A 24,971-nucleotide genomic window follows, 5' to 3' on the forward strand; every position below is an offset into this window, starting at 1 on the left:
TTATTCCTTTGGAAGTGGGCCAGACATGCCTGAGTGACGTGAATCGCCCAAGACCGAAATCATCAACATAACCGCGCCAACCACTGTGACATACACGCCCACATCAAATAAGGCGGCTGAAGCGAGGTGCATTTCACCAATGATTGGAGGATTGACATAAATATGTGCGCTAGTGAGGAAAGGACGTCCCCAGAACCATGCGGCAAGACCTGTCAGACCTGCAATGCTTAAACCCACACCAATCCAAATCTCGTATAAACGCCCAGATTTGGCTTTGAGCATTTGTTCGGTCTGGTCTTGACCAAGCGCAATGTATTGGATGATTAGTGCCATTGCGGTAATTAAACCAGCAATAAAGCCTCCACCCGGTAAGTTATGACCGCGCAAGAAAATATACAGACTGATCACAAGGGCGATAGGTAAAATCCATGAGGCGGTAATACGCAGCATCAACGGTGAAGGATTAAAGCGGTAGGTTAAACCTTGCGTCATGATAGTGCCGTGCGCACGCATACCATCCATTAAACAGAGCGTACCAATCGCGGCAATGCCCAAGACGGCAATTTCACCAAAGGTATCGAAACCACGGAAGTCTACCAAAATGACGTTGACCACGTTGGTTCCGCCACCGAGAGGAATGGATTGCTGATTAAAGAACCATGAAATTGAATTATGGTCGCGGGTCATCACCAGCCATGCAATCCAGCCGATACCAATGCCGCCACCAATCGCAATCAAGGCATCTCGCCAGCGACGTGAGCGGCTTGATTCATAAGGGGTTAATTGTGGGAGCAGGGAGAGACTCATCAGCAATAAAACAGTGGTGACGACATCAACCGTGATTTGGGTTTGTGCCAAGTCAGGTGCAGACAGTCCGACAAATATCATGGTGACAACCAAGCCAACTGCACCGCTGATTAAAACAGCTTTGATGCGCTCATGGTGGAACCACAGCATCATCCAACAGGCAGAGAACAGCAATAACCATAAAACAATGGCAATTATAGGTGCATGTGTGAGTTCGCGTGTACCAGTTGTTAAGCCCTGATTGAATAATGGTAGGGCGACTATGAATACTGTAAAGACAATGATCCACACTAAATAGCTTTGCAGTGAACCATTTTCAGTTTTACGTTTGATTTTGCGTGAAGCTTGTAGCAAATGTTTTAAGAATAATTCAAAAAGCAGTTTGCCTTGGAATTGACCTAAATGTGGATCGAGGTCAATTTGACGAATTTTTCCACCTTTGGCAAGCGAGAAATAAAAGATGATCCCGCCAAGCAAAGCAATTGTACTCATCAGTAAGGGAAGATTGAACCCATGCCAAATGGCCAGATGCGTGCCTTCAAACTGTAACAGTTGGGTACTGGCACGAGTTGTGCTATTGACAATATGCTCGACCAATAAGGCAGGCATCAAGCCGACTAAAATACATAAAACCGCCAATAAAGTTGCGGGTGCACGCATGCCAAACGGGGGTTCGTGAGCTTCTTTATTGGGTACATTTTTACCAATAGGACCGTCAAAGAAAACGCCGTGTACCAAACGTATTGAATAGGCCACTGCAAAAATACCAGCCAGTGTGGCAACAATTGCAGAAACCCACAGTACAGGGCCAGATAAGTTTGCTACCAGTTCGGTAAAGAACATTTCTTTAGACAAAAAGCCGTTGGTCAACGGTACGCCAGCCATAGAAGCCGCGGTAATCATGGTGAGGGTAGCGGTAAAGGGTAGCAGTTGCCATAAGCCACTAAGTTTACGTAAATCACGTGTGCCTGATTCGTGGTCGATAATTCCCGCAATCATAAACAGTGCCGCTTTAAAGGTGGCGTGGTTGATGATATGGAAAATGGCTGCAGCCACTGCCAACGGTGAACCAATGCCGAGTAAACACATGATCAGACCTAAATGACTGATGGTGGAATATGCCAATAAGCCTTTTAAATCTTCTTTGAAAATGGCAAAGAATGCTGCCATACAGAGCGTAAACAGACCAATAAAGGTGACTAGGTTGTGATATAACGCTGCGCCTGCAAAAATTGGCAATAAGCGCGCCAGCAAGAAAATCCCTGCTTTGACCATGGTTGCCGAATGCAGATAGGCAGAAACAGGCGTGGGTGCAGCCATGGCATTCGGTAGCCAGAAGTGAAACGGAAATTGCGCACTTTTAGTAAATGCACCCAGTAAAATCAGCAATAAGGTTGGCACAAATAAATCATGACTTTGAATTTGTTCAGTCATCATTAAGATTTGGTCAATTTGATAGGTGCCTGTGATTTGCGCCAATAACACAAAACCACCGAGCATGGCGAGTCCGCCCATACCTGTAATGGTCAATGCCATACGTGATCCGCGTTGTGCCGCTTCGTAATTGCTCCAATAACCCACCAATAAGAAAGAGGAGATACTGGTCAGTTCCCAAAACGTCAGCAATAAAATCAGGTTATTGGATAGCGAAATTCCCAACATGGCAGCCATAAACAGCATGAGGAGAACATAGAGTTTACTGAGCGAGTTTTGCGGACTTAAATAATGATAGGCATAAATAAAGATGAGTGTGCCGATCCCTGTGATCAGCAAGGAGAATAATAAACCAAGCGCATCCAGACGAAAGCTTAAATCAATCCCCAATTGTGGCAGCCAAGACCATGTTTGAATGATCGTTTCGCCATTAAAGACTGCTTTTGCTTGGGTCAGGAGTAGAATAAGACTACTCAGACTGACGCCAATCGCCCCTAAAGCCGTTACCCCGCGTGAAAATTGTTTCAGCCACGAGACAAGGGTTGTGCCTAGTACTAACGGTAACAATATAATAATCGGTAGCACACTCATATCCATTGTCGTGAATAGGTTGAAAACCTAAAGGGTGAATCTTATCTTCCAAGGATTACAGGACAGCAACACACCATCCAAAAGATTCAATCTTGAAAGCCAATCAGTCGTGTCAGTAAACACGTGGTCTATTGTTTTGATGAGCGTATTGTCGCAACTTAAACTCAAAACAAAATCATGCAAAAATAATTTTACATGTCTAGGCGGCTCAAGCAGCAAAAATATGCTGATCTTTCGCTGACGATGCAGCGAATAAGGTTGTGCTTGGTTTGGTTAAAGCTGTGTTAAAAATATTTAGATGCGTCAATCTACAACCTAGTTGAACTATGGATGAAGTTGATCTGCATCTGCTGCATTTTTACAGCATTCACCGTGTTTGAAAGGTCAATAGACACTATTCAAGGTATAAAAAAAGTTGTATTGCGCAACTTTAAAAACTACAGCAAAATCGGATTTTACTATAAAAGTTCAAAATTAATCTGATTTTATTACATGAATAAAACAACATCAATTTTTTTTGCATACAGCAAAGTCATTATATACCGTCTGTTATATGCGGGATAAAGTATTTCTTTGCTTTTTGCCCATGTATGCGTTGAAAGACTTCGGCAATTAAGATTCAGGCAATTGATCAGGTGTTGGCTCACTATCCAATTGCTGTAAGCGTTGCAGCAATTCCTGTTTTTGTTCGGCAGTTAAATGGTTTTGAATCTGCTGCAAAATTTCAGGCGTGCCTAATTGTGTTGGGTTTTGTTCTTGTAGGCTGACGTCTTCTGTCGTGTGAGTGGTTTCTAGCACATCAGCATAAATTTCTGCAAACTGCGGTTGTAAACTTTGCCATGCGATGGGATGCAGCTGTTGATGTTCCAGTTTTAAACATTGAAAGCGTTCCGCTTGTTCCAAAAGTTCGCTGCGGTTGCCTGTGGCAATAATTTGTAAGCGCGGAAAAGCTTGATGTAAACGGGTCAGTATTTGTGCGGCCTGTTGTTGATCGAGCTGATGATCAATCTGGTCAATCAACAAAATACCATCTCCCTCGCGACACGGATACAAACTGTTTGGGTTTAGCAAACAGAGGCGACGTACAATATCGCCTACCAGAGCAATCCAGTTGCGCTGACTGTTCGACAATTGCTGATACAGCATATCTTTGCCCTGACAGCGCACCATGAGTTGTAATTTAGGCAGATGTTGTAGATATAGGTCTTCAATTTCAGGCAGCACGATTTGTAAGGCATCTTTCAGTGCTTGTAAACTCGGTGCATGCATTTGGGTATAGGCATGCAATAAGGACTGATTCAGGGTTTGTGCGAGTTCGCTTTGTTGTTGCTGATATAGCTTGTGTAAAAGCTGCGCACTTTGGGCATTTTCAATATCGGAAATTTCCCGCAACCATTCAAAAAAACGAGTAAATGTCGTGAATGGAATCGCAGCAATTTCGTAGGCATGTCCAGGTTGTAAAATCAGCGGATTATTTTTATTGAGTAAATTAACTTCATTCACGAAGCGTTCTGCAGGGTAGTAGGCAATCAGCGGTAGACCTTGCATCGGGTCATGTTTAATGGCGTGTTGATAGAGCTGCACCATTTTTTCAAGCTTGGCGGTTTCTGCTTTGCTTACTCCTACGCCGCTACTATTCAGGGTTTTATATAATTGCCAGTCACAATGTTGGGTGCTTTCAATTTGCGTGTTGCTTGATTCTGCCAAACTGCCTATTTCTGCTGGAATTTCCACACAAACATCAATTTTAGCTTGCAAGCGATTGAATAAAATATCTTGATCTTGCATGACCAAACCCGCAGTGCGTAAGTCTTTATAGCGAGCAGCAAACCAAGTCAGTGCTTGATAACTAAACCGTAACAGCGAGGTTTTACCTGCACTTTGATCGGCCAAAATAAGCGTAATGGGCAGGTCGTGATAATTGAGTTCGAGTTTTAGATCTGCAAAATGGGTGATGTGTCTGAAATGAACCGATGTAATTTTCATAGCGCACCTGCTGCAATTACCCCACCGCTTTGCGTAACGATGTCGGCATTTTTATTTTCAGTTGTTGTACCAAATCGTAAATATGATGAATGTTTAAACTGACTTTAGCACGTGTGCATGCCACGTACAGCAATCTTAATTCTTCATCACTAATTTTATGTTCTTTGTCGTTCAGTTTAAATTGGTAATCGTCTTCAATCTGTACCCGATTCCATTCTAAACCTTTGGCTTTATGTGCTGTTGAAATAATATAGTCGGCTTGGTCAATCGGGCTGATTTTAGCCAGCGCCTTTTTGAGCGGATTAGTGCCGTGATCATCCACCAGTTTGACCAAAGGCTTAATGTCGCTGCCATCGTTGGTTTCACAATATTCATGTACATCATGCCAGGAGTTAAACCATGCCAGTTCAGGAACATCGGTCACACGTTTGCCTTGTTTTAGCATCGCGGCAGCATCCACAAAACGGTTTAAGCGCACATGGTCGGCTTGCAGACTGACTTTATCACCGTGCACCAAACCTGCCAGTAGTAGTTCCATGGCACGGGCGTTGGTACGGCATAAAATCGCATCACGCATTTTGGTATGCGGTTTGTTGACCACTTTGGAATGTAATTCTGGATTGCCCAAGAGTGGCACGGTTTCATTCAGCCCACCTAAAATGGCATTGGCGGTCAGGGCAATTTCTTCACCAAAACGGAACGATGTAGTCAGTCGTGATTCAGGCAAAGGTAATTGCTGCATGGCATTGATTGCACCACGCCAAGCATAGATTTGCTGATGCGCATCGCCCACATAAATCACTTGAGTATTACGTTGCTTGAGTAAAATGCCCAGCATGAGCGGGTCGGCATCTTGAGCTTCGTCAAACAGCACATAATCGGCAGGAATGTTGGGTTCAGACAAGGCCCAAAGTTTCAGATAAATATCGTGTCCAATGCCTGCCTGATGATTCGGGTCAATTGACTCCAACCAGCGTCGTTCTACCGCAGGATAAAGATGCTTTTGTAAGGTGTCGATGTCATCTGGATGCAACCAACTGGGTGCTTGTAAATGTCGTGGGGCAGGGTATTGCGAACTGGTCGAGCAGAAATGACTCACGGCATTGGCCACCAAGCTGGCTAAACGGCTTGGCATCAACACATATTTTTCATAGCGTCCGCCCATCATGCGTCTAAGGGTAATCGGTTCTAAACGATATTCTTTGGCAATAAAACTTGGACTTAAACGTGGCAGGCGTAATTTGTCGGTGACTCCACGTGGAACGCTGCGATAAGCGAGCGAGTGAAAAGTACGACAATCGACCTGACGATGAAATTTACTTTGTGCTTCTGCGGCAATGGCTTTGTTAAATGCCAAGTACATACCACGCCGTTCTGGCATGGCATCACTGATCATTTGTAAGGTCGTGGTTTTACCTGTACCTGCATAGGCAATCACTTTAAAAGATTTGCCCAGACGTGCATTATCTATAGCAGTGGCTTGCTCATAGGTCGGGCGAGGCTTGGTGATTACAGACACAGATCAGGGTTGGCTTTTCGCGTTAATGGCTACGGTTGGCTTTTTCAACCAAGCCTGATAAACCTTGACGACGAGCCAATTCATTCAGTACCACTTGCGGTTCAATATCGAAATAACCCAACATGACAATGCTGTGGAACCATAAATCGGCCACTTCATAAATCAGGTCATTTTTGTTGTTGGCATTGGCTTCGGTGTTGAAATCTTTGGCGGCAATAATTGCTTCCACGGTTTCTTCACCGACTTTTTCCAAAATTTTATTCAAGCCTTTATGGTATAGCTTGGCTACATAAGATGAGTCAGGATTAGCGGTTTTGCGCTCGCTCATCATTTGCCCTAAATAAGCCAAAACTTCAACCTGTTCAGCTTGTGCCTTTGATTGGCTCATGGCTAAGGTGTGAGCATTGGCGGCTTGTTCACCATAAATTTGATTCGGGTCTTTCAGCTGTGCATCTACAATTTCCCAACCATTGGCGGTGAGTTTGCGATAGAAACAAGATTCACGCCCTGTGTGGCAAGCAATTCCACCATGTTGTTCAATTTGCAGGATAATCACATCGGCATCGCAGTCCAGACGAATCTCGTGCACAGTTTGAAAGTGTCCAGATTCTTCACCCTTGTGCCACAATTTATTGCGTGAACGTGAAAAATACACCGCCTGATTTTTTTCGGCAGTCAGTGCCAAGGCTTCACGGTTCATCCACGCCACCATCAACACACGTCCTGTTTGATGATGCTGTGCAATGGCAGGCACTAATCCTTGTTCGTTAAATTTTACTTCATCGAGCCATTGCAAGTTATTCATGAGTTGTTCACCAAAATTAATTTAAATTGTATGGACGCTATTTTCTGAGCGCACGATTTTGCATCGTCCCTATAGTGTACGTGATTCAAGACAATTTACCTAAATTATCTTGCCAGATTTGTACTGTCAAAGCGTTTGCATAAATTGAGGGAAGTTTTGTTTTTCCACCATTTCCAGAAATTCATCGCCCAAACGCTGACTTTCTGCCACCGATTGTTTCCATAAGCGAATGCGCTGTGCCTGATCTAAACCTTTTAAGGTGAAGTCTTTACGATCGGGCAAACGGCCTAAAGGCAAGCTGCTTAAATATTCTGCCGAAGGTGATAGCAAGAGTGTCCGGGCCTGATTTTCAGGATTGGCTTTACGATGCTTCAACATTTTATCAAACCAGCCAGGGGTAATGCTGTCGGTAAAGTGTGGGTACAGCACAATGCCCTGACTTTGGTAAGGTAAATCTAGATGGTAGTCAATTAAGCCACCATCCCGATAACTGCCCACGGGCGCATCAGGAATGTCACGAATAGCAGACATCACCCCGGGAATAGACGCTGAGGCGAGCAGCCACGGTGCGACATTCTGCTCATTCAGGGCTTGGTAATGGGTGACAAAATCATCCTCTACCATAAACTGCTGACCTTGCGCAGGTTGGCTGATGACACGCTGCATAAATAAGCGGTTGTGTTTGCGCGCAATGGCATTGCTGCCAATAATTCCTGCCACAGACGCAAGCAAAGGCAAGGCTTGGTCACTTTGGAAAATATGCTGCGCTTTGACTGAAATAACCGTGAGGTGATAGTCAGTGTGCTGAATCAGTTGTTGTTGCTGTCCCTGAATCAGTTCAAACAGCATGTTTTGACAAATCTCGGCGACTTCTTGGCGCGACATTTTTTTATGAAAATACAAGTTGGTATATAAATCGGACAGACGCTCAGTGCCTTGTTTTGCGCCCCACGCCAAAATACTGGCAAAGCGCCAACTGCCAATTGAAGAACCGACCACAGTACGACGCTTTGGGGCTTGGGCAAAAAACTCGCCAAAAATAGCTTGGTCTAAGCCCTGAATGCCTATGCCTTTGGGGCCTCCTGCTGCACCTGGAATAATATCGACGTGTTGGGCATGTAAGCCTTCTTGTTCAATCAGTTGGCGTGCCAGATGTCCTGCGCGAATACTAAGTGCAGGGACACGTTTATGCAAAATCTGAGTCATGCTTGATCTATAACGCTACAAATGTGCATTAATTGTAGGCGTGGTGATTTTTGCAACAATGGCGAGAGGCATCACTTGGTGACTGATGAGTCATACTATGGTTTTTTAGGATGAGTTAGGGGAAATCAGCGTGATAAAAAAGCCTGCTTTAAAACAGGCTTTCTAATTTTTTTATCGTTTAATCAGTTTGTTATCAAGCAATGTAGCTTTATTTGGCTATACGCCAAATCGCCAAGAAACTTGCCAACGCGATTAAAACAATAGAGACATACCACGGTGCAATAATCGCAATGGAGAGGAAAATGGCCATAATGCTGCCAAAAATCCAGCTGCGTTTTTGCTGATGTTCCATTTGCAGGCGCATGCTTTGTAATTCATGTAATTGTTTGGAATGCCAAGCCGATTGGTTTTTTAAACCATTTAAACTGTCAATCATTAAACTTGGTAAGTCTTGTGCACCTAGTAACAGGTCGGGAATTTGCTGCCCAATTTCTTTGATATTTTTGACTGGATTCATATTGGCTTTAATCCAATCCGTTAAAATTGGTTTTGCCAGTTTCCAGATATCCAGTTCAGGATATAAGTCTGTGCCCAAGCCTTCAACGTGCACCAATGTTTTCAGGAGTAGCATCAATTGCGGTGGAATTTCCAAATGGAAACGACGTGCAATATCCATGACCTGAATCAGAATGCCTGCAAAGTCCAATTCGTGCATCGGTTTAGACACCATTGGCCCGACAGTACGACGCATTTCACGGGCGAGAGCATCTTGATCTGTGCCCGGTGGAATCCAGCCAGCTTGGTGTACCACTTGAATCAGCTGCATAAAGTTGCTGTTCATCACCGCCAGCAACATACGTGCTACGGTCATTTGGTCATGCTTGGACAGCTCGCCCATAATCGCACAATCTAGCGCAATAAAACGCGGATTATTCGGATTGATGGTTTCCACAAATACGTTGCCAGGATGCATATCGGCATGGAAAAAGTTGTCACGGAACACTTGGGTAAAGAAAATCGTGAGGCCTTTTTCTGCCAAATCGGCACGATTCATACCCAAACGATCAAAGGTTGCTGTGTCGGAAATTGGCACGCCTGTAATGCGCTCTGCCACCATTACATCTTTACTGTCCATATAGACTTCAGGCACATACATCATGCTTGAGCCTGTAAAGTGGTGACGCATGCGGCGGGTGTTATCCGCTTCTAAGGTCAAATCCAGTTCGTTGAGAATAATTTGACGATAGTCCTGAATAATTTCAGATAAATGTAGAGCACGTGCCGCTTCCAGACGTTTTTCCAGTGCTGCGCCGAGCCATTCCAAAATTTCAAAATCTTGTAGAATTTGCTGGCGAATATCGGGGCGGGTGACTTTAACCACGACTTCACGACCATCATGCAAGGCAGCGGTATGGACTTGCGCAATAGAGGCTGCTGCCAAAGGTTGCTCATCAAAACGGGCAAACAGGGTGTTGATGTCTGCCTTAAGGGATTGCTGAATTCGCATTTGTGCCACGTCAGAACCGAACGGTTTGACACGGTCTTGTAGCAATACCAATTGCTGTAAAACTTCAGGCGGAATCAGGTCACGACGCGTAGACAGCAATTGCCCAAGTTTAATTGCCAATGGTCCCATTTCTTCTAAAGCTTTTTTGAGCTTCAGCGGGTTTTTACGTTCTTTACTTGACCAAGCCGCAGGGTGCATGCGAATAAAACTGAGCGCATGACGTGCCTTTTCTGGTAGTTCTTCCGCAGGAAACAACGTGTCGAGTCTATAGTGCGCGGCAATGCGCCAAAGTTCGAGTAAACGTGAAACGTGCGGAATCATAAAGACTTATTCCCTAGGGTTGAGTGGAGTTTAAGGTGTCAGAAGCGGTATCTGGCTGTGCATCAAGCTGCGCTTGTAGCTGTTGAATTTTGGCTTCGGCGCGGTCTAAATTTTGTTGAAAAATGCGCGTGTCTTGTTGTAAGTCATCCATTTGCCAGCGTGGGGCAAATAGACCACTGTCTTCTTTTAGGGCATCTTCAGCAAAGAACAAATGGCTGTGTAGACTGCGTTTTAAATGCTTGGGTGCAAGCTGAATTTTGCCAACTTCATGAGCCAAAGCAGGACCAATCCAAGGGCTTAAATGTGCGGCCAAGTCTAGTTCAGCCTGCTGCATAATGCGCTGAATATCTTGTAAAAGATGATAGTCACCTTGTAGGGGAATATTGCCCACTTCATCGGATAGCAACAGTTTGAGCAATTGCACCACATTTTTAACATGCAAAGTGGCCGTTGCGGGGCTGATATTTTGCGCTTGATCAAACCTTGCGAAGCTAGAGCGCTTCTCATGCTCAAAAATAGAAGGCTGCTCGCTGTGACCTGTTGCAGTAGGTTCTAAACGAACTTTGTTGTCGTCAAAAAAGACATCTACAGAAAGCTGTGGCGAATCGAGCACCACACGCAACATTTTGCCGTGTAGTTGGTTGAGCTGGATGCGAGTAATCGCATCCAAATCAATAACATGATGAATCAGTTTCTCAACTGCACCAAGGGCGAGAATTGACCACATTGCGGTACGCCTTAGAGTTTAAAACCACGGTGAACGGCAACAATACCACCAGTCAGGTTGTGGTAATCACAGTTTTGGAAGCCTGCCTGTTCCATCATGCCTTTTAAAGTGCGTTGATCTGGGTGCATACGAATAGATTCAGCCAAGTATTTGTAGCTTTCTGAGTCGTTTGCGACAATTTTACCCATCAATGGCAATGCTGTGAATGAATATAAATCGTAGAGTTTTGAGAACGGTTCAAATACTGGTTTTGAAAATTCTAAAATCAATAAACGACCACCCGGCTTGAGTACGCGGTACATCGCTGCCAAAGCTGCATCTTTATCGGTCACGTTACGTAAACCAAATGAAATAGTCAGTAAGTCAAAGCTGTTGTCTTCAAATGGTTCTAAAGTTTCGGCATTCGCCAACACGAAATCGACATTGGTACAGCCTGCATCAATTAGACGGTCACGGCCAACATTCAGCATAGATTCGTTAATATCTGACAGTACCACATGACCTGTAGGGCCAACTTCACGGCTAAAGACTTTGGCTAAGTCACCCGTACCGCCTGCAATGTCCAGTACGCGCTGACCACGACGTACACCTGACATATTAATCGCAAAGCGTTTCCATAAGCGGTGAATACCAAATGACATTAAGTCGTTCATAATGTCGTATTTGCTTGCAACCGAGTGGAAGACTTCTGCGACTTTCTGGGCTTTATCTTCACTGCTGACGGTTTGGTAGCCGAAGTGTGTGGTTGCACCGACATTGCCTGTGTTGGCACCGCGCGGCAAATTATATTTTGGCACTGAACCCGTAACAGGTGTATCCGTCAATTTTTGTTCTAAAGATTGTTGCTGACCTTGTGGAGCGCCTTGCGGTAGAGGTTCGGTTAAGAATGGACTCACTTTGTCTGTTGGTTGTGCCGACTCGGGAGTAGCGGTAGGCGTTTGATTTTTATTCGACATTGGAGTCACTCCTCAGGATAAAAAGGCTTAAGGCTGCAGTGTATGCATGATGACAGATTCTAAGCACTTGTACAGTAATCATCATGCAATTGTTATGAATAATATACAGAAAAAACCAAAGATAGCGTAAGTGTGCTGAATAAGTGTTGGTTATTTCACACATTGGGATTATGAAAATGGATGTAAATCACCTGCATGTACTTTGGCAATAATTTCCCGTTCTGTGGTAGTAAATTGCTTCACAAATTTCTCTGCAGACTTTAATGGTTTCATGGCTAAAAAGCCATCTTGCATAAACTCATACATAATTTGAAAACTGTATTTTTGCGCCGCGCCTTTACACATTTTAAAAGCGGTATAGACCACAAAAGAGCGCATATATTTATCTAGGTTTTTACCCAGTTCATCCAACATATTTAATTGTTTTAAGCGTGCTTCGCCCTGATCGAGCTTTAAATAAGTCAGACGCATCATCTCATCATTTAAAGGCATATTTTCAGGATAGTCCTGTAGCAATTGTATCGCGACTTGTTCATCTAACTGCACTGCCAAAATCGCCAGACTTACCCCAGATGTCCCTGTTTTGATTGCATTTTCAGGAATGATTTTTTCAGCTTTGTGGGCATATTTCAGTAGGCGAGCAATTTGACCTGCCAAAGCGTCAAAATCTGGACCGCCATATAAGCGGTTTAAAAAATATTCAGCCATCAAGACATTGTGCTTTTCGGCAAACTGTGTGGCATGGGTGCGTTGCATACGCTGTTTTTGCCATGCTTGAACATCTTGTAAGCGTTGAAAAAGCATAGGATTTTTATGATATTTAAATTGATAATACAGTTCTAACAGCTCATCTAAAGCAGCAAGTTTAGACATAGGGTGTCTCATTATTGAGTTGAATGGGCAAATCTTAATGTGAGTTTGATCTCGTCGCTATGACAAATTACACAGAATTCCAAACGGCAAAGGTCAGTGTGTGAGATTAATCTACAAAAATAAGCGAAAAGTTGTTAAAAAATGGGTCGATATTCGTATACTGATCAAAGTCTGTCGCTCATTCTAATATCGTAAATATAGATGAATGATCAGCAGAGCTTAAATAACACAACAATAGGGTAGATGATGTCACAAGCACATACTGAATTTAAACTCATGGAAGAAGAACAACTTTCAGTCGAGCTAATTGAAGCCCAATATGCTTTAAAAAACACCAAAGGTGAAAAAAATGCCAAAAGTTTGCTGATTTTAGTGAGCGGCATTGAATTGGCGGGGAAAGGAGAGTCGGTTAAACAATTAAGAGAATGGGTCGATCCGCGTTATTTAAGGGTAAAAGCCGATGCGCCACACCCGTTTAATCCCAAACAGACACTTTGGCAGCCTTATGCACGTTTTATTCCTGCCGAAGGTCAAATTATGGTGATGTTTGGCAATTGGTATAGTGACTTATTAAGCACAGCCATGCATGTGTCTAAACAAATTGATGACACCATGTTTGATAACTATGTCGAAAAAATGCGTGCCTATGAAGAAGACTTAAAAAATAACCATGTGGATGTCATTAAAATCTGGTTCGATTTATCGTGGAAATCACTACAAAAACGACTAGATGATATGGAACCGAGCGAAGTGCATTGGCATAAATTGCACGGCTTGGATTGGCGCAATAAAAAGCAATATGACAGCTTGCAAAAGCTGCGCCAACGCTTTACTGATGACTGGATTATGATTGATTGCGAAGATGAAACTATCCGCGATCAGCAATTTGCACAGCATATTTTACGTGCTTTAGAGCATTGTCCTGTGCATCCGACCAGTTCGGGCATCACTTGGCAAGCTGCAGAAATTCCAGAAGTTTTGCTTAATCCTATATCTGAATCGGTCAATGAGGATGACTATAAAGCAGAGTTAAAGAAACTCACGAAAAAAGTGGCAGATGCACTGCGTTTAGATAACCGTAATGTCAGCATTGTTTTTGAAGGAATGGACGCAGCAGGCAAAGGCGGCGCGATTAAACGGATTGTAAAAAAACTGGATCCGCGTGAATACGAAATTTACACCATTAGTGCACCTGAAGCCTTTGAAATCAGTCGTCCTTATTTGTGGCGTTTTTGGACGAAAATTCTGCCTGAAGAAAAAATCAATATTTTTGACCGTTCTTGGTATGGGCGGGTATTGGTAGAACGTGTAGAAGGTTTGATTAGCCCACTGGAATGGCAGCGTTCTTATGACGAAATCAACCGTTTTGAAAAAGACTTAAATGATCATCAAACTGTCGTCATCAAATTTTGGTTAGCCATTAGTAAAGATGAGCAAGAGCTGCGTTTTCAAGCACGTCAGGAAACCGCACATAAGCGTTTTAAAATTACAGATGAAGACTGGCGCAACCGTAGCCGTTGGGATGATTATTTGGTGGCAGCGGCAGATATGCTGCAACGTACCAGTACCGAATATGCACCGTGGCACATCATTCCGAGTAATGACAAAAATGCAGCACGTTTGGAAATTTTAAGAACCATCTTGAAACAACTCAAGGCAGAATAATCTGCCTCGAGGATGCAAAGACTGCGTGTTAAGTTAGCTGAATTTGAGTCTGTTTAGTTTAAAAATTAAGCATTCACAACTTTGGCTTGTTTAAGCTGAATGCTTTTTGCCAGTTTATAGCTTTCTTCAACATGCGTTTCGGCAATTTTTTTCATAATAAAATAACCCAAACCTGCTGCCACCATTTGTCCACCCAATGGAATAAACTTGGTGACTTGTTTGGTGATGTACTTGGCTGCGACATTATTCAGGGATTTTTTTACTGCAGTACGCGCCACGACTAAGCCTGAAAATTCCACACCGCGTTTACGCAATTCGCTCCAGTGGACTTTTCGGGTTTCAGGATCATACACGCTGACTTGCTCAGGAGATAAGCCAAAACGTGCATTAATTTCTGGAATCAGTTGCGACAAGATGCCCACATCAATGACAACGTCTAAGAACGGCACAGGAATGACGGCTGCACCTGCAGAAAAATAGGCACGTTTTTTGACCAGTTCTAGGCATTCTGCACGAATCATTTCCAAGTCTAGGCTTGGATCAATACTGTCTGGAATTGTCTCTCTTTTTATCATAAATACAACCTTAAAATGGCGGATAATCGTATGCTGTTTGGTAAATTAAACCACTTTATTCAAAGCACTTTTTGAATAAAGTAGGCAATAAAAGTATGCTTGTAAAGTGGCATACACCGTTGTAAGTGTATAGCCAATAATCTTTATTCTTTTGTTGTGCTTGAGGCAAATGATAGATCAACGGCCTTCTAGTACATTTAATACATTCTTATTCAAAATAAATTAAAGGATACCTTATGGCGATTCATGTCATACAAAGCCAACGTATAGAAGTTTTAGTCAATGAAATGCTGAAAACCATACGTCAACCGACATCGAATCCGCTTCAGGTGCTACAAACCCAGCATTTTATTGTGCCTTCAGTGGCAGTAGAAAAGTGGCTGACGGAAAAAACAGCCGAGCAAAAAGGCATTAGTGCCAATACTGAATTTCATCATCGTATTCGTGCCTTTCAATGGGCCGCTTATCAGGCAGTTTTAGACGATAAAGATCGGGTGCGTCAGGCAAATATTCCGCGTATTGTGATGCAATGGCGTGTGTTTTATGACTTACAACCGTGGATACAACACGAACAAAACCCACTTCCTGCCGAGCATGCTTTACATCGTTTGATTCAGCGAATTTATGACAGCGCAGAGCAATTGTCACAGGGTTTAGAAAAGCAGCTCAAAAAGCAAAACATGCTGTATTGGGTGGCAGATAAAGTTTCACGTTTATTTAGCAATTACATGGTTTATCGTGGTTTTTGCCAAAAAGGCTGCGAGGGTGTCTGCCAATGTCAAAGCAATTGGTTAGCGGTTTGGGGACAGCAGAAACGCCTGAACTTAAAGCAGCAAATTTATATCCCTAAAAACTTTGAGAGTGAAGAAGAAAAACAAGCGGCATTGGAAATAGCCGCATTTACTCAAGAGCAGGCCGAAGAGTTAGAGCAATGGCAAAGTTGGTTGTGGTTGCATATTTTCCATGCCGATTTTGAAAAAATGCAGGAGATTGACCTGCAGTTTTGGCAAGCCTTGGGCGAGCCTGAAAATCCAAATCCGTGTATTAACAAATTACCCAAACAGTTGGTGATTTTTACCTTATTGGATTTGCCGCCAAGCCAGTTGTTGTTTATTCGCCGTTTGGCGCAGTATATGGATATTTTTATTCTGCATTACAACCCATCGCAAGAATATTGGGCAGACATGGTCGATCCTAAGTGGAAATTAAACATGGATGCGCGAATCAAAAGTCGCTTTATTCGCGAGATGGAAAGTCAAAATAAAACTGTAAGCGATGATGATATTGCTGCGTATATCAAAAAATATAATGGTGAATTTAATGCCGATATGCGCGAGTCACATCATCCCTTGCTGACACGCTTTGGTAAGCAGGCACGCGATCACTTTTCTTTATTGGCGGCGTTGTCGAGTGGTGATGAAGGCGAGTGGTATGATCTTTTCCCTGAAGAAGAGCCGCAGCATTTACTGGGTAAAATTCAATCGGATGTATTGAATTTGGTTGAGCCAGTCGCGCAGGCGTATGACTTAGATCCTGCCGATGAGTCATTGCAAATTCATGTGTGTCATTCAAGTTTACGTCAGCTTGAGGTACTCAAAGATCGTTTAATTGCATGGCTAGGACAAGATGACAGCCGCCAAGCCAGTGATATTTTGGTATTGAGTCCGAAACTCAAAGAACAAGAGTCTTTAATTCGCAGCGTATTTGCTGCACCGCCAAGTGAGCGTGATCTCTATCAGAAAGGACAACTAAAAGCACAGCAGAATCAAGCTACTTTAGGGCATCAACTCAGTCAAGATAGTGTGTATTTGCCTATTCAAATAGCAGGTATCAGCTCTTTAGATATTCACAATGCTTGGCGTGCGGTGGTTGGGCGTATAGCGTTGGTACAAGGACGTTTTAGCTTTGAAGAGTTTGGTGACTGGTTGAGTTTAGCTGCCACACAACAGCGTTATGCCTTGAATTTAAACAATATTGAGCGCATGAATGAGTTGTTGGCCAATGCAGGTTTTAAACGTGGTTTAGATGCCGAGCATTTAAAACGCAGCCTGAGTGCAGATGATCAAGATTATCGGTTCAGCTTAAAGTTTGCTTTAGATCGTTTGGCTTTGGGCGTTGCAGTGCCAGAGCATTGCGTGGTTCAGCACACTTTAAGTTATGCCGATGTGCAAAGTAGCGATTTTGAATTGATTTTTAAACTGGTTCAAATTTATCAGGATTTTGCACAGCGCCGTGATTGGCTAATTCAGCATGAATTGGGGCAAGCCAAAACGGTGGAATATTGGCTTAAACAACTGATGCAAGACCTGAGTGAGTTTCAGGATGCAGGGGTAGATGTGTTGGCATCGGTGTTTAGTTTGGTGCAAAAACATGACCGTATGCTGACCTTAGCCAGTTATTTTGATGTGCAGTCGGGTCAAGATTTGCGTCATTTAAGCTTACCGCTGGATTATATTCTGCAAGAAATTTCAGCCCAGCTCGAAACCCAACTCGAACAAGCCAGTCCATCGGGCGCCATTACCTTTAGCCAAATTGGTGCAATTCGTCCACTGCCGTATAAGCTGATTGTGATGCTGAATTTGGACAATGGCGTGTTCCCAAGTCGTGACCAGCAATTGGCTTTTGATTTGATGCAATTATTAAAACCACAACTGGGAGATCGTTCACGCATTGAGGATGATCAAGGGGCATTTTTAGATAGTTTATTGTTGGCGCAAGACAGTGTTTGGTTATTTTATAACGGTTTTGATGTCAGCGATGGTGAGGTACGTGATCCATCCGTGCTGGTGCAGGAATTTGTGCAGCATTTGGAGTTGATTGTGAAACATCCCGATGAAGCTAGCGATTCACGCTTAAATTTGAATGGTGTCGAGATTCCCGCACAATTGAAATCTCTTTATCACTTACATAGTTTGCAACCTTTTGATCAACTGCGTTTTGCCGAAAGCCGTGAAGTTCGCTTTAAAGATCAATGGTATCGGGTTGCCAAACAAATGCAGCAAGAAACCACACCACGCGAAGCATGGTTTGGTGAATATCCATTATTGCCACAAGACGTGGTGGTACTCGACAGTATGCAATGGATTCGAGATGTATGTTTCCCTGCACGTGCCTATTTAAAAGCGATTGGAGTCGAAAATTTACAATCCGACACTGCTGCAATGAACCATGAGCCACTGATTTTAAATGGCTTGGAAAAATATAGTGTGCGTGATTTTTTACTGCAACATGGCGAGCAAGATGCAGAAAGCTTGTTGCAAGATACCTTGCCTGTGGGTAAAACCTTAAATGCCACGTTTCAAACGGGACTGCAAGAACAGCAATATTTACGTGACACACTCCAGCAATTTGCAGACGAGGCAACCACAACAACGCAACAGCTTTGGAAAATGAATCCGCATCTGCATATCCGTATTCAAGTGCCTGAACAGCCGACAAAGCTTTGGTGTAGCGTGGTGGCAGCGAGTGCCAGACCAAGAAAATATGCCGAAGTGTGGTTGGAATATTTGTTTTGGGTGGCCTATCAGAACACAGAACATCAAGATTTAGAGCGGATTGTGGTGTGTAAAGATGCGGTGATTCATTTTGCCAATATCAATGCACAGCAAGCACACGAGTATTTAGCCCAGTGGTTTGAGTTCTGGAAACACGCACAGCAATATCCTGTGTTATTGCCTGCGGCTTTAGTTTTAAAAATGAAAGATAAAAAAGAATTTGAAATCCAATGGGATGAAGCTCAGTCCGATCAGGTTTTGAACATGGAAAGCTTCGTAAAATATTGGCATGACGGTGCTTGGGGAGGTTTTATTGATGAAAGTGAGAAAAACCACCCAGACTGGGCATTTATTTTTCAAGACAGTGAAACTGAACCGTTGTTGATTGAGGCGTTTCGGCAATATAGCCATCGACTGTATCAGCCTATCATTGAAAATTATGAATCTGCGAAAAATCTTCAAAAACAAGGGGAATCTGCGTGAACTCATCTAGCCCATTCCCAATTTGTTATGACCCAATTCAAGAGATGCAATTTAAAGGTTTGCATTGGATTGAAGCATCGGCAGGTACAGGCAAAACCTATACTTTATCGAGTTTAATGGTGCGGATTTTCCTGAAAGATTATTTGCCTAATCAAGTGATTGCGACCACATTTACCCGTGCCGCAGCAGCCGAGCTAAAAAGTCGTATTCGTGCACGCTTGCTTGAAACCCAACAATATATCGACCAGTGTTTAAATCAGTCTTTAGATCAGCGCGCCCTTGCAGAGAAAATTGCACAACTACAAGATCCTTTACTCAAACATATTTTGCAGGAATATCGTTTAAAACTGGACTATGCCAGTTCACGTTTGAAGTTGGTGATTGCACAACTCGATGAGTTATTTGTCGGAACGCTGGATAGCTTTAGCCAAAAATTATTGCGTGAATTTTCCTTTGAAAGCGGCAAAATTGAGCGCGCCAATATTACTGACCAAGCATCGGTCTATATCGAACAATTGGTGCATGATGTGCTGCGTGAATGGATTCAGGCACAGCCTCAGCATGTTGTGGACTATATGCTGTTATGTGGGCGGTTGAAATCGGCAGCCGATTATGAGGGTTTGGTCAATACCAGTTTAAATTTTGCATCGGCAGAGATTCAAGGCATAGATCAGGCACAGTTGGAGGTTCAGGATTTAGCAGAGGCGTTGCAGAATTTAGCCAGTATCACCATGACGCAAATTGAAGAATTAAAAGAATATTATGATGGTGAATATAGCTTTAATTTTTCCCATTATGTCGCGGGGAGTGATAAGAAGGGGTTGCAGCCACTATTTACAGTGACTTTGCCAAAACTGATTGAAAAAATTAAGCACAGCCCTTTAGAACATTATTTTAATTCACATCTTGCCGCATTGTTTAATGCGGTCTTTGCACTATATTTGAACCAAGACGGTAAGCTCAGAAAATCAATTTTTAACAAAGCGAAAGCACCATGTACGCAAGAGGTGCAAGATGCTTTTTTTGATCATCCTGTGATCCGAAAAATCAAAGCAGTGGTGGATGCCAAACTTAATTTTGAGCATCAAATTGAATTGGTGGAGACCAATTTAAAATTCTATTTGGTACAACACGTCAAACAGCGTTTACCGCAACTTTTACAGCAAAAAGGGGAAACCACTTTTGCCCAACAAATTCGCAGTTTAGCTGAAGCTTTGCAGGGAGAACGTGGGCAGCGTTTTGCACAGTTTGTGCATACGCGTTATCCACTGATTTTGGTGGATGAATTTCAGGATACCAACCAAGATCAAGATGACATGCTGGCACAAATTTGGCGCAATCCAAAGTGGTATGCGCGTGGTTGTATGATTATGGTGGGCGATCCTAAGCAGGCGATTTATGGTTTCCGCGGTGGTGATATGCTGACCTATAACAATGCCCGCGATGATGTGCTGAAAAAACAAGGTCGCATTTACTCGCTCAGACAAAATCATCGTTCAGTGAAAGAGCTGGTCAGTGTGGTGGATGAGTTATTTCAACGCCAACCCGCTTTTGGTGAAAAAGTGATTTATGATCCTGTCATTGCAGGTTCACGTCCTCATCCTGCCTTAATGGATCGGCAACAGGCCAATCCCGCACCGCTGCGTTGGGTAACGGTGGAACATGATCAGGATGAGTCCATTCAAATTGCACGAAAAATTCGCGAGTTATTAAATCAAGGCATTGCAGGCGATTTATATTTTGATCACTCTTCAGGCAAAGTCGCTTTACAAGCCGATGATATTGCCATTTTATCGACCAGTCATCAAAAGCTTGATCAAGCCCAATACGAGCTTGAACGGATTGGAATTCAGGTCAATAGAAGTAGTCAGCGCAGTGTTTTTACAGGCTTTTTAGCCAAAGATGTGGCGGCAATTTTAACTGCAATTTTACATCCTTATGATGAAGCCAAGGTCAAGCGTGCCTTACTGACACGTTTATTGGGTTATAACCTGCAACAGTTGATTGAACTTGAGCAACAGGGGTTAGGTCAGTTTATTTATGACTTCGACTGCATTCGGGAAATGTGGGTCAATAAAGGCTTTTTAACCGCATGGAATTACTGCCTGAACTTATTTAAAATTTGGGAAAATTTGGTGGCAAAACGCAGTTTTGACAATGAACGGCATGTGGTGAATTTACGCCATTTAACCGAATTGCTGAGTCGTCAAAGTGAACGCCATCAAGGGGCTTACATGCTGTATTACTGGTATTTACAGCAAGTTGAATCACCTGCCAAACGCGATTGGGAAATTGAACGAAAACTTTCTAATGCGGCAGGCGTGAAATTGATGACCATTCACCAGTCCAAAGGCTTGGAGTTTAAAGTGGTCTTTTTGATGTCGGCAGATCAGCCGCCCAAATCTGACAAGTCTGCTTTGGTGTTTGCAACGCAGGAAGAGCAAGGCATTGAGCAACGTATCATTGCCATTAAACATAAAGACATAGATGCCACAGCAATGCAGCAGCACAGTGAGCGCCGTTTGGCAGAGTTGAATCGGCTTTGGTATGTGGCACTCACCCGTGCCAGTTATCGGGTCTATGCGATGCTAAAACAGCCTACGCCTGCAAAAGAAGGTAAAAAAGAGGCTGCACCAAAATCTGCTGGTTTAAATGTCTGGCGTTTACAAGCGCCAAGTTCAGCAGAAATTGCAGCAGCATGGAGCTGTGATGAAGCACCTCTGACACAATTGGCGGCAGCATTACAACTTGAACAAGTGCAAGAAATTAAGATTGAAGCTGCAGATTTTCCGCAGCGTCGCTTTTATCCACGAACCAAAACCAGTTTTAGTGGCTTGGCACAACATTTACCTGCCGCCATGCGTAGCGATACTTTGGCATTGGCAAGCGAGGAGCAGGCTGCTGCTGCCGACGAAATCAATCAGGAACCTGTCGAAACGGAACAGGAAATCGTACAGGTGGCTCAACCGATTGCATGGATCAAAGCTAATTTTCAGCGTGGTACTCAAGCGGGGAGTTTTTTACATAAACTCTTTGAATATATCGACTTTCAAGCCAGTCATGATGACATTTTTGAAGAAGTCAAACGCCGTTTTCATAACGACAAAGAGTTTAATTCAGATGTGTTATTGGTAGATTTGATTGCAAAACTCGACACTGCCAAAGGCAGCGCGACTGTGCAGGAAGCAGATATTTTTGCGCACATGACCGAGTGGCTGAAGGATGTGTTGAATACTCCTTTGCACGATACTTTCCAGCTTTCCGCCTTATCTACTGCACATTATTTATCAGAGTTTCCATTCTATTTGGCGTTGGCAGATCAGCGCTTATTTATTCAAGCAATTCAGCAATTGTTTGAAGATGCGGGACATCCTATTCAAGATTTAAATGAAGCCGCTACTGCGCGTTATCTGACAGGCTCAATTGACTTGGTTTATTTTGATGGGCAGTGTTATCACATTGCCGACTATAAGAGTAATTATTTGGGTGCCGATCAGCGCGATTATGAAAAAACCAACCTTGAACACAACATGACCCAATCGAGTTATTGGTTACAAGCGGCCTTGTATTTGGTGGCGTTGCACCGTTATTTGGGCAGTCGTTTGCAAGATTATGATATTCGGCAACATTTGGGTGGAGCCAGTTATTTGTATTTGCGTGGTATGCAGGGGCAAGCAGGGCAAGGGGTTTGTCATTGGCGGCCAGATGCGGAATTTATTCTGCAACTAGATCAAATATTGGGTTACTTTGAACTTAAAAAATAACGCTAAGTCAGCTTATCGACTTAATAAAACAATTGCTTATCCTGTGGATAACTTTGAGGATAACTGTGTGGAAAACAAGCATATTCACTTAAATTCAGCTCAAACGCCAATGCAGGCGTGGATGGATTACCTATGTCAGCCGCCATTTAGCAATGTCACTTTTGATGCTTCAGCGCAAATTTTGATGCAACAGGTACTCGATGCTATTCAGCAAGGGGATAGCTGTATTCCTGCAACCGCAGAACAAGTGGCGGCATTGCAACATTTGCACATGAACTTGCAGCGTAGCGCTTTAAATCCTGATCCACAAATTGCACCGTTTGTATTTGATGGGCAGCGTTTGTATTTGTATCGCTACTGGAAACTGGAACATCAGGTTGCTAGCGATATTTTACGGATTCAGACGCAGCCGCCTTTGTCCTTTGAATTACAAGCCGAACAGCTTAATTTATTGCAAGATCCACAGCAGCAAAAAGCGTTACAGACTGCGGCAACTCAAAGTTTAAGTATTATCACTGGTGGGCCAGGTACAGGAAAAACCTATACTTTGGCGCATATTGTTGCGGTGCTTAATCAAGCTTTGCCAAATATTCGGATTGCGATGGCTGCACCAACAGGCAAAGCGGCACAGCGGATGGATGAAGCTTTGCAAAATGCCTTGAATAGTCAAGCTTTACAAATGTTTAATGTCGATGCTTTACGTCAATTACGACCCGTGACTTTGCATCGTTTATTGGGCTTAGGCAATACAGGCAAGCCACGTTTTCACGCTAAACAACCTCTACCTTATGACGTGATTGTGGTCGATGAAGCGTCGATGCTGGATTTAAGCCTGTCACAGATGTTATTGGCTGCCATTCCTGCGCAGGCACGTTTAATTCTGTTGGGCGATGCCAATCAATTGGCTTCAGTCGATGTCGGTACAGTATTGGCCGATTTACAGCAAGTGCCTGAACTCGCAAATAACCGTGTCAATTTAGTGACCACACGTCGTTTTGCTGAAGGTGCAAAAATTGGCGCAATGGCGAAGTTTATTCAGCAAGAACATTCTCCTGCACAGGTTTTGGCTGAGTTTGAACAGCAAGTCGTGGCAGCAGGTGAATTAAAGCCAATTCAATTTAAGCAAGTCGAAATAGATGCCCTACAACTGCAATATTTACCTCAGCAAAATGGGCAAATTTCAGCGGAAAATTTAGCGCATTATTATGATCAGCTGATGTATGGTTATGAGGCTTATGTGGCGGTATTAAAAGCACATACCTTGGGCTTAGAACAATCCAGTACAACATTTCAAGCGTATGTTACAGATGTCGTGAATGTATTTGATGATTACCGTATTTTAACCGCAATTCGTCATGGACATTTAGGTCTGAAACAACTGAATGTGCAAATTGAAAAACGCTTGTTGCAACAGTTAAAACAAACAAAACATGGTGACTGGTATGTAGGACGCCCCGTCATGATGACCTATAACGATTATCAACTGGGGTTGTCGAATGGTGATATTGGCATCTGTTTTATGCGAGCGCAGCATGATCAGCGCCAGTTTGAAGTGTATTTTCCAAGCTTAAACAAATGGGTGCCTGCAACTCGCCTGCCTAAGAATATTGAAACTGCATTTGTGCTTACCATTCATAAATCGCAAGGTTCTGAATTTACTCATACCGCTGTGGTGTTAGACGCTTCGGCAAAAAACTTGCTGAGCAAGGAGCTCATTTACACTGCTATTACTCGTGCTAAAAAAGTGGTGAGTTTGTTGGTCGATGTACAAGCTTTGCAGCAAGCTTTGATGATTCGTACCCGTCGTAGCAGTGGTTTGTTAGCCAGAATTGATGACGTTTTAAATTGTTAAGAAAAATAAGCAATCGGTGGCTTGTACGAAATAGCTTACATCGATTCGAGAAATTTGCGCATAGAGATTTCAGTAACTTTTTGAGAAGATGACTTCACACAAAAAGCTCAATAAGGATTTTGAGCACAATCGCAGAATAATAATGATAATTGTCGAACGACAGCGAACTTACAGGACGTGAGTGAAAAGAGGAAACTTACAGCCGCTAAGCCTTGTAGTTTTGGGAGAGACTACAGGGCTTTTTTATGTCTGTAGATTTTGTTGACTTGTACAATACAGCTCTGTACACGACAAAAATAGATAACTCATTGAAATAATGTCATAATAATTGTTTTCTAACGACGAATACTATGACACATCTCAATGAGTTATATCTTATCTTAAACAAATATCTAAAATGGAACAA

Annotated in this window: 14 protein-coding genes; 4 read left to right on the forward strand and 10 right to left on the reverse strand. The window is 43.1% G+C overall.

The window, feature by feature from the left end; translation table 11 throughout:
• The 9 genes from HX743_RS01820 to HX743_RS01860 form a co-directional block, all read right to left on the reverse strand.
• Positions 1 to 2,838 carry a monovalent cation/H+ antiporter subunit A gene (locus tag HX743_RS01820; protein WP_136144280.1) on the reverse strand — a complete coding sequence of 946 codons (2,838 nt, stop codon included), beginning with the start codon at positions 2,836 to 2,838 and terminating at the stop codon, positions 1 to 3.
• Positions 2,839 to 3,444: 606 nt separating this feature from the next.
• Positions 3,445 to 4,818 (reverse strand): AAA family ATPase, encoded by a 1,374-nt coding sequence (locus HX743_RS01825; RefSeq protein WP_178318344.1) that lies wholly within the window; start codon positions 4,816 to 4,818, stop codon positions 3,445 to 3,447.
• Positions 4,819 to 4,834: 16 nt separating this feature from the next.
• Complete coding sequence (locus HX743_RS01830) at positions 4,835 to 6,337, reverse strand: UvrD-helicase domain-containing protein (protein WP_178318345.1); 1,503 nt, start codon at positions 6,335 to 6,337, stop codon at positions 4,835 to 4,837.
• A gap of 22 nt (positions 6,338 to 6,359) precedes the next feature.
• Positions 6,360 to 7,142 carry a bifunctional phosphoribosyl-AMP cyclohydrolase/phosphoribosyl-ATP diphosphatase HisIE gene (gene hisIE, locus HX743_RS01835; protein WP_004975893.1) on the reverse strand — a complete coding sequence of 261 codons (783 nt, stop codon included), beginning with the start codon at positions 7,140 to 7,142 and terminating at the stop codon, positions 6,360 to 6,362.
• A 126-nt stretch (positions 7,143 to 7,268) separates the two neighbouring features.
• Positions 7,269 to 8,348 carry a patatin-like phospholipase family protein gene (locus HX743_RS01840; RefSeq protein ID WP_178318346.1) on the reverse strand — a complete coding sequence of 360 codons (1,080 nt, stop codon included), beginning with the start codon at positions 8,346 to 8,348 and terminating at the stop codon, positions 7,269 to 7,271.
• Positions 8,349 to 8,556: 208 nt separating this feature from the next.
• A complete protein-coding gene (locus tag HX743_RS01845; protein ID WP_178318347.1) occupies positions 8,557 to 10,176 on the reverse strand; it encodes an AarF/ABC1/UbiB kinase family protein in 1,620 nt (539 codons plus the stop codon).
• A gap of 13 nt (positions 10,177 to 10,189) precedes the next feature.
• Positions 10,190 to 10,903 carry an SCP2 domain-containing protein gene (locus HX743_RS01850; protein ID WP_178318348.1) on the reverse strand — a complete coding sequence of 238 codons (714 nt, stop codon included), beginning with the start codon at positions 10,901 to 10,903 and terminating at the stop codon, positions 10,190 to 10,192.
• Positions 10,904 to 10,914: 11 nt separating this feature from the next.
• On the reverse strand, positions 10,915 to 11,859 hold the full coding sequence (ubiE, locus tag HX743_RS01855) for a bifunctional demethylmenaquinone methyltransferase/2-methoxy-6-polyprenyl-1,4-benzoquinol methylase UbiE (RefSeq protein ID WP_178318349.1): 945 nt from the start codon (positions 11,857 to 11,859) through the stop codon (positions 10,915 to 10,917).
• Positions 11,860 to 12,027: 168 nt separating this feature from the next.
• Complete coding sequence (locus HX743_RS01860; RefSeq protein WP_004975910.1) at positions 12,028 to 12,732, reverse strand: hypothetical protein; 705 nt, start codon at positions 12,730 to 12,732, stop codon at positions 12,028 to 12,030.
• A 246-nt stretch (positions 12,733 to 12,978) separates the two neighbouring features.
• On the opposite strand from HX743_RS01860, the gene HX743_RS01865 reads away from it, so the two are divergent.
• Positions 12,979 to 14,397, forward strand: coding sequence for a phosphate--AMP phosphotransferase (locus HX743_RS01865; RefSeq protein WP_178318350.1), 1,419 nt, complete (start codon positions 12,979 to 12,981; stop codon positions 14,395 to 14,397).
• A 65-nt stretch (positions 14,398 to 14,462) separates the two neighbouring features.
• On the opposite strand, the gene HX743_RS01870 is transcribed toward HX743_RS01865, so the two are convergent.
• Entirely contained in the window at positions 14,463 to 14,972 is a 510-nt protein-coding gene (locus tag HX743_RS01870; protein WP_004975913.1) for a hypothetical protein, read from the reverse strand.
• A gap of 236 nt (positions 14,973 to 15,208) precedes the next feature.
• Here HX743_RS01870 and HX743_RS01875 point away from each other — a divergent pair, with 236 nt between their 5' ends.
• The 3 genes from HX743_RS01875 (at position 15,209) to recD (ending at position 24,565) form a co-directional block, all read left to right on the forward strand.
• Positions 15,209 to 18,949 (forward strand): exodeoxyribonuclease V subunit gamma, encoded by a 3,741-nt coding sequence (locus HX743_RS01875; protein WP_178318351.1) that lies wholly within the window; start codon positions 15,209 to 15,211, stop codon positions 18,947 to 18,949.
• A complete protein-coding gene (locus HX743_RS01880) occupies positions 18,946 to 22,713 on the forward strand; it encodes a UvrD-helicase domain-containing protein (protein ID WP_348637013.1) in 3,768 nt (1,255 codons plus the stop codon). Before HX743_RS01875 ends, HX743_RS01880 begins: the two co-directional genes overlap by 4 nt.
• Positions 22,714 to 22,822: 109 nt before the next feature.
• Positions 22,823 to 24,565 carry an exodeoxyribonuclease V subunit alpha gene (gene recD / locus HX743_RS01885; RefSeq protein WP_218618884.1) on the forward strand — a complete coding sequence of 581 codons (1,743 nt, stop codon included), beginning with the start codon at positions 22,823 to 22,825 and terminating at the stop codon, positions 24,563 to 24,565.
• Positions 24,566 to 24,971: the final 406 nt, after the last annotated feature.

The organism is Acinetobacter sp. Swhac1 (assembly GCF_013390985.1).
Taxonomy (GTDB): Bacteria; Pseudomonadota; Gammaproteobacteria; order Pseudomonadales; family Moraxellaceae; genus Acinetobacter; species Acinetobacter towneri.

Excerpts from the sequence above, each read along its gene's own strand:
- HX743_RS01820 (WP_136144280.1), bottom strand. The coding sequence starts at position 2,838 with ATGGATATGAGTGTGCTACCGATTATTATATTGTTACCGTTAGTACTA.
- HX743_RS01825 (WP_178318344.1), bottom strand. The coding sequence starts at position 4,818 with ATGAAAATTACATCGGTTCATTTCAGACACATCACCCATTTTGCAGAT.
- hisIE (WP_004975893.1), bottom strand. The coding sequence starts at position 7,142 with ATGAATAACTTGCAATGGCTCGATGAAGTAAAATTTAACGAACAAGGA.
- HX743_RS01840 (WP_178318346.1), bottom strand. The coding sequence starts at position 8,348 with ATGACTCAGATTTTGCATAAACGTGTCCCTGCACTTAGTATTCGCGCA.
- HX743_RS01845 (WP_178318347.1), bottom strand. The coding sequence starts at position 10,176 with ATGATTCCGCACGTTTCACGTTTACTCGAACTTTGGCGCATTGCCGCG.
- HX743_RS01850 (WP_178318348.1), bottom strand. The coding sequence starts at position 10,903 with ATGTGGTCAATTCTCGCCCTTGGTGCAGTTGAGAAACTGATTCATCAT.
- ubiE (WP_178318349.1), bottom strand. The coding sequence starts at position 11,859 with ATGTCGAATAAAAATCAAACGCCTACCGCTACTCCCGAGTCGGCACAA.
- HX743_RS01860 (WP_004975910.1), bottom strand. The coding sequence starts at position 12,732 with ATGTCTAAACTTGCTGCTTTAGATGAGCTGTTAGAACTGTATTATCAA.
- HX743_RS01865 (WP_178318350.1), top strand. The coding sequence starts at position 12,979 with ATGTCACAAGCACATACTGAATTTAAACTCATGGAAGAAGAACAACTT.
- HX743_RS01870 (WP_004975913.1), bottom strand. The coding sequence starts at position 14,972 with ATGATAAAAAGAGAGACAATTCCAGACAGTATTGATCCAAGCCTAGAC.
- HX743_RS01875 (WP_178318351.1), top strand. The coding sequence starts at position 15,209 with ATGGCGATTCATGTCATACAAAGCCAACGTATAGAAGTTTTAGTCAAT.
- recD (WP_218618884.1), top strand. The coding sequence starts at position 22,823 with ATGCAGGCGTGGATGGATTACCTATGTCAGCCGCCATTTAGCAATGTC.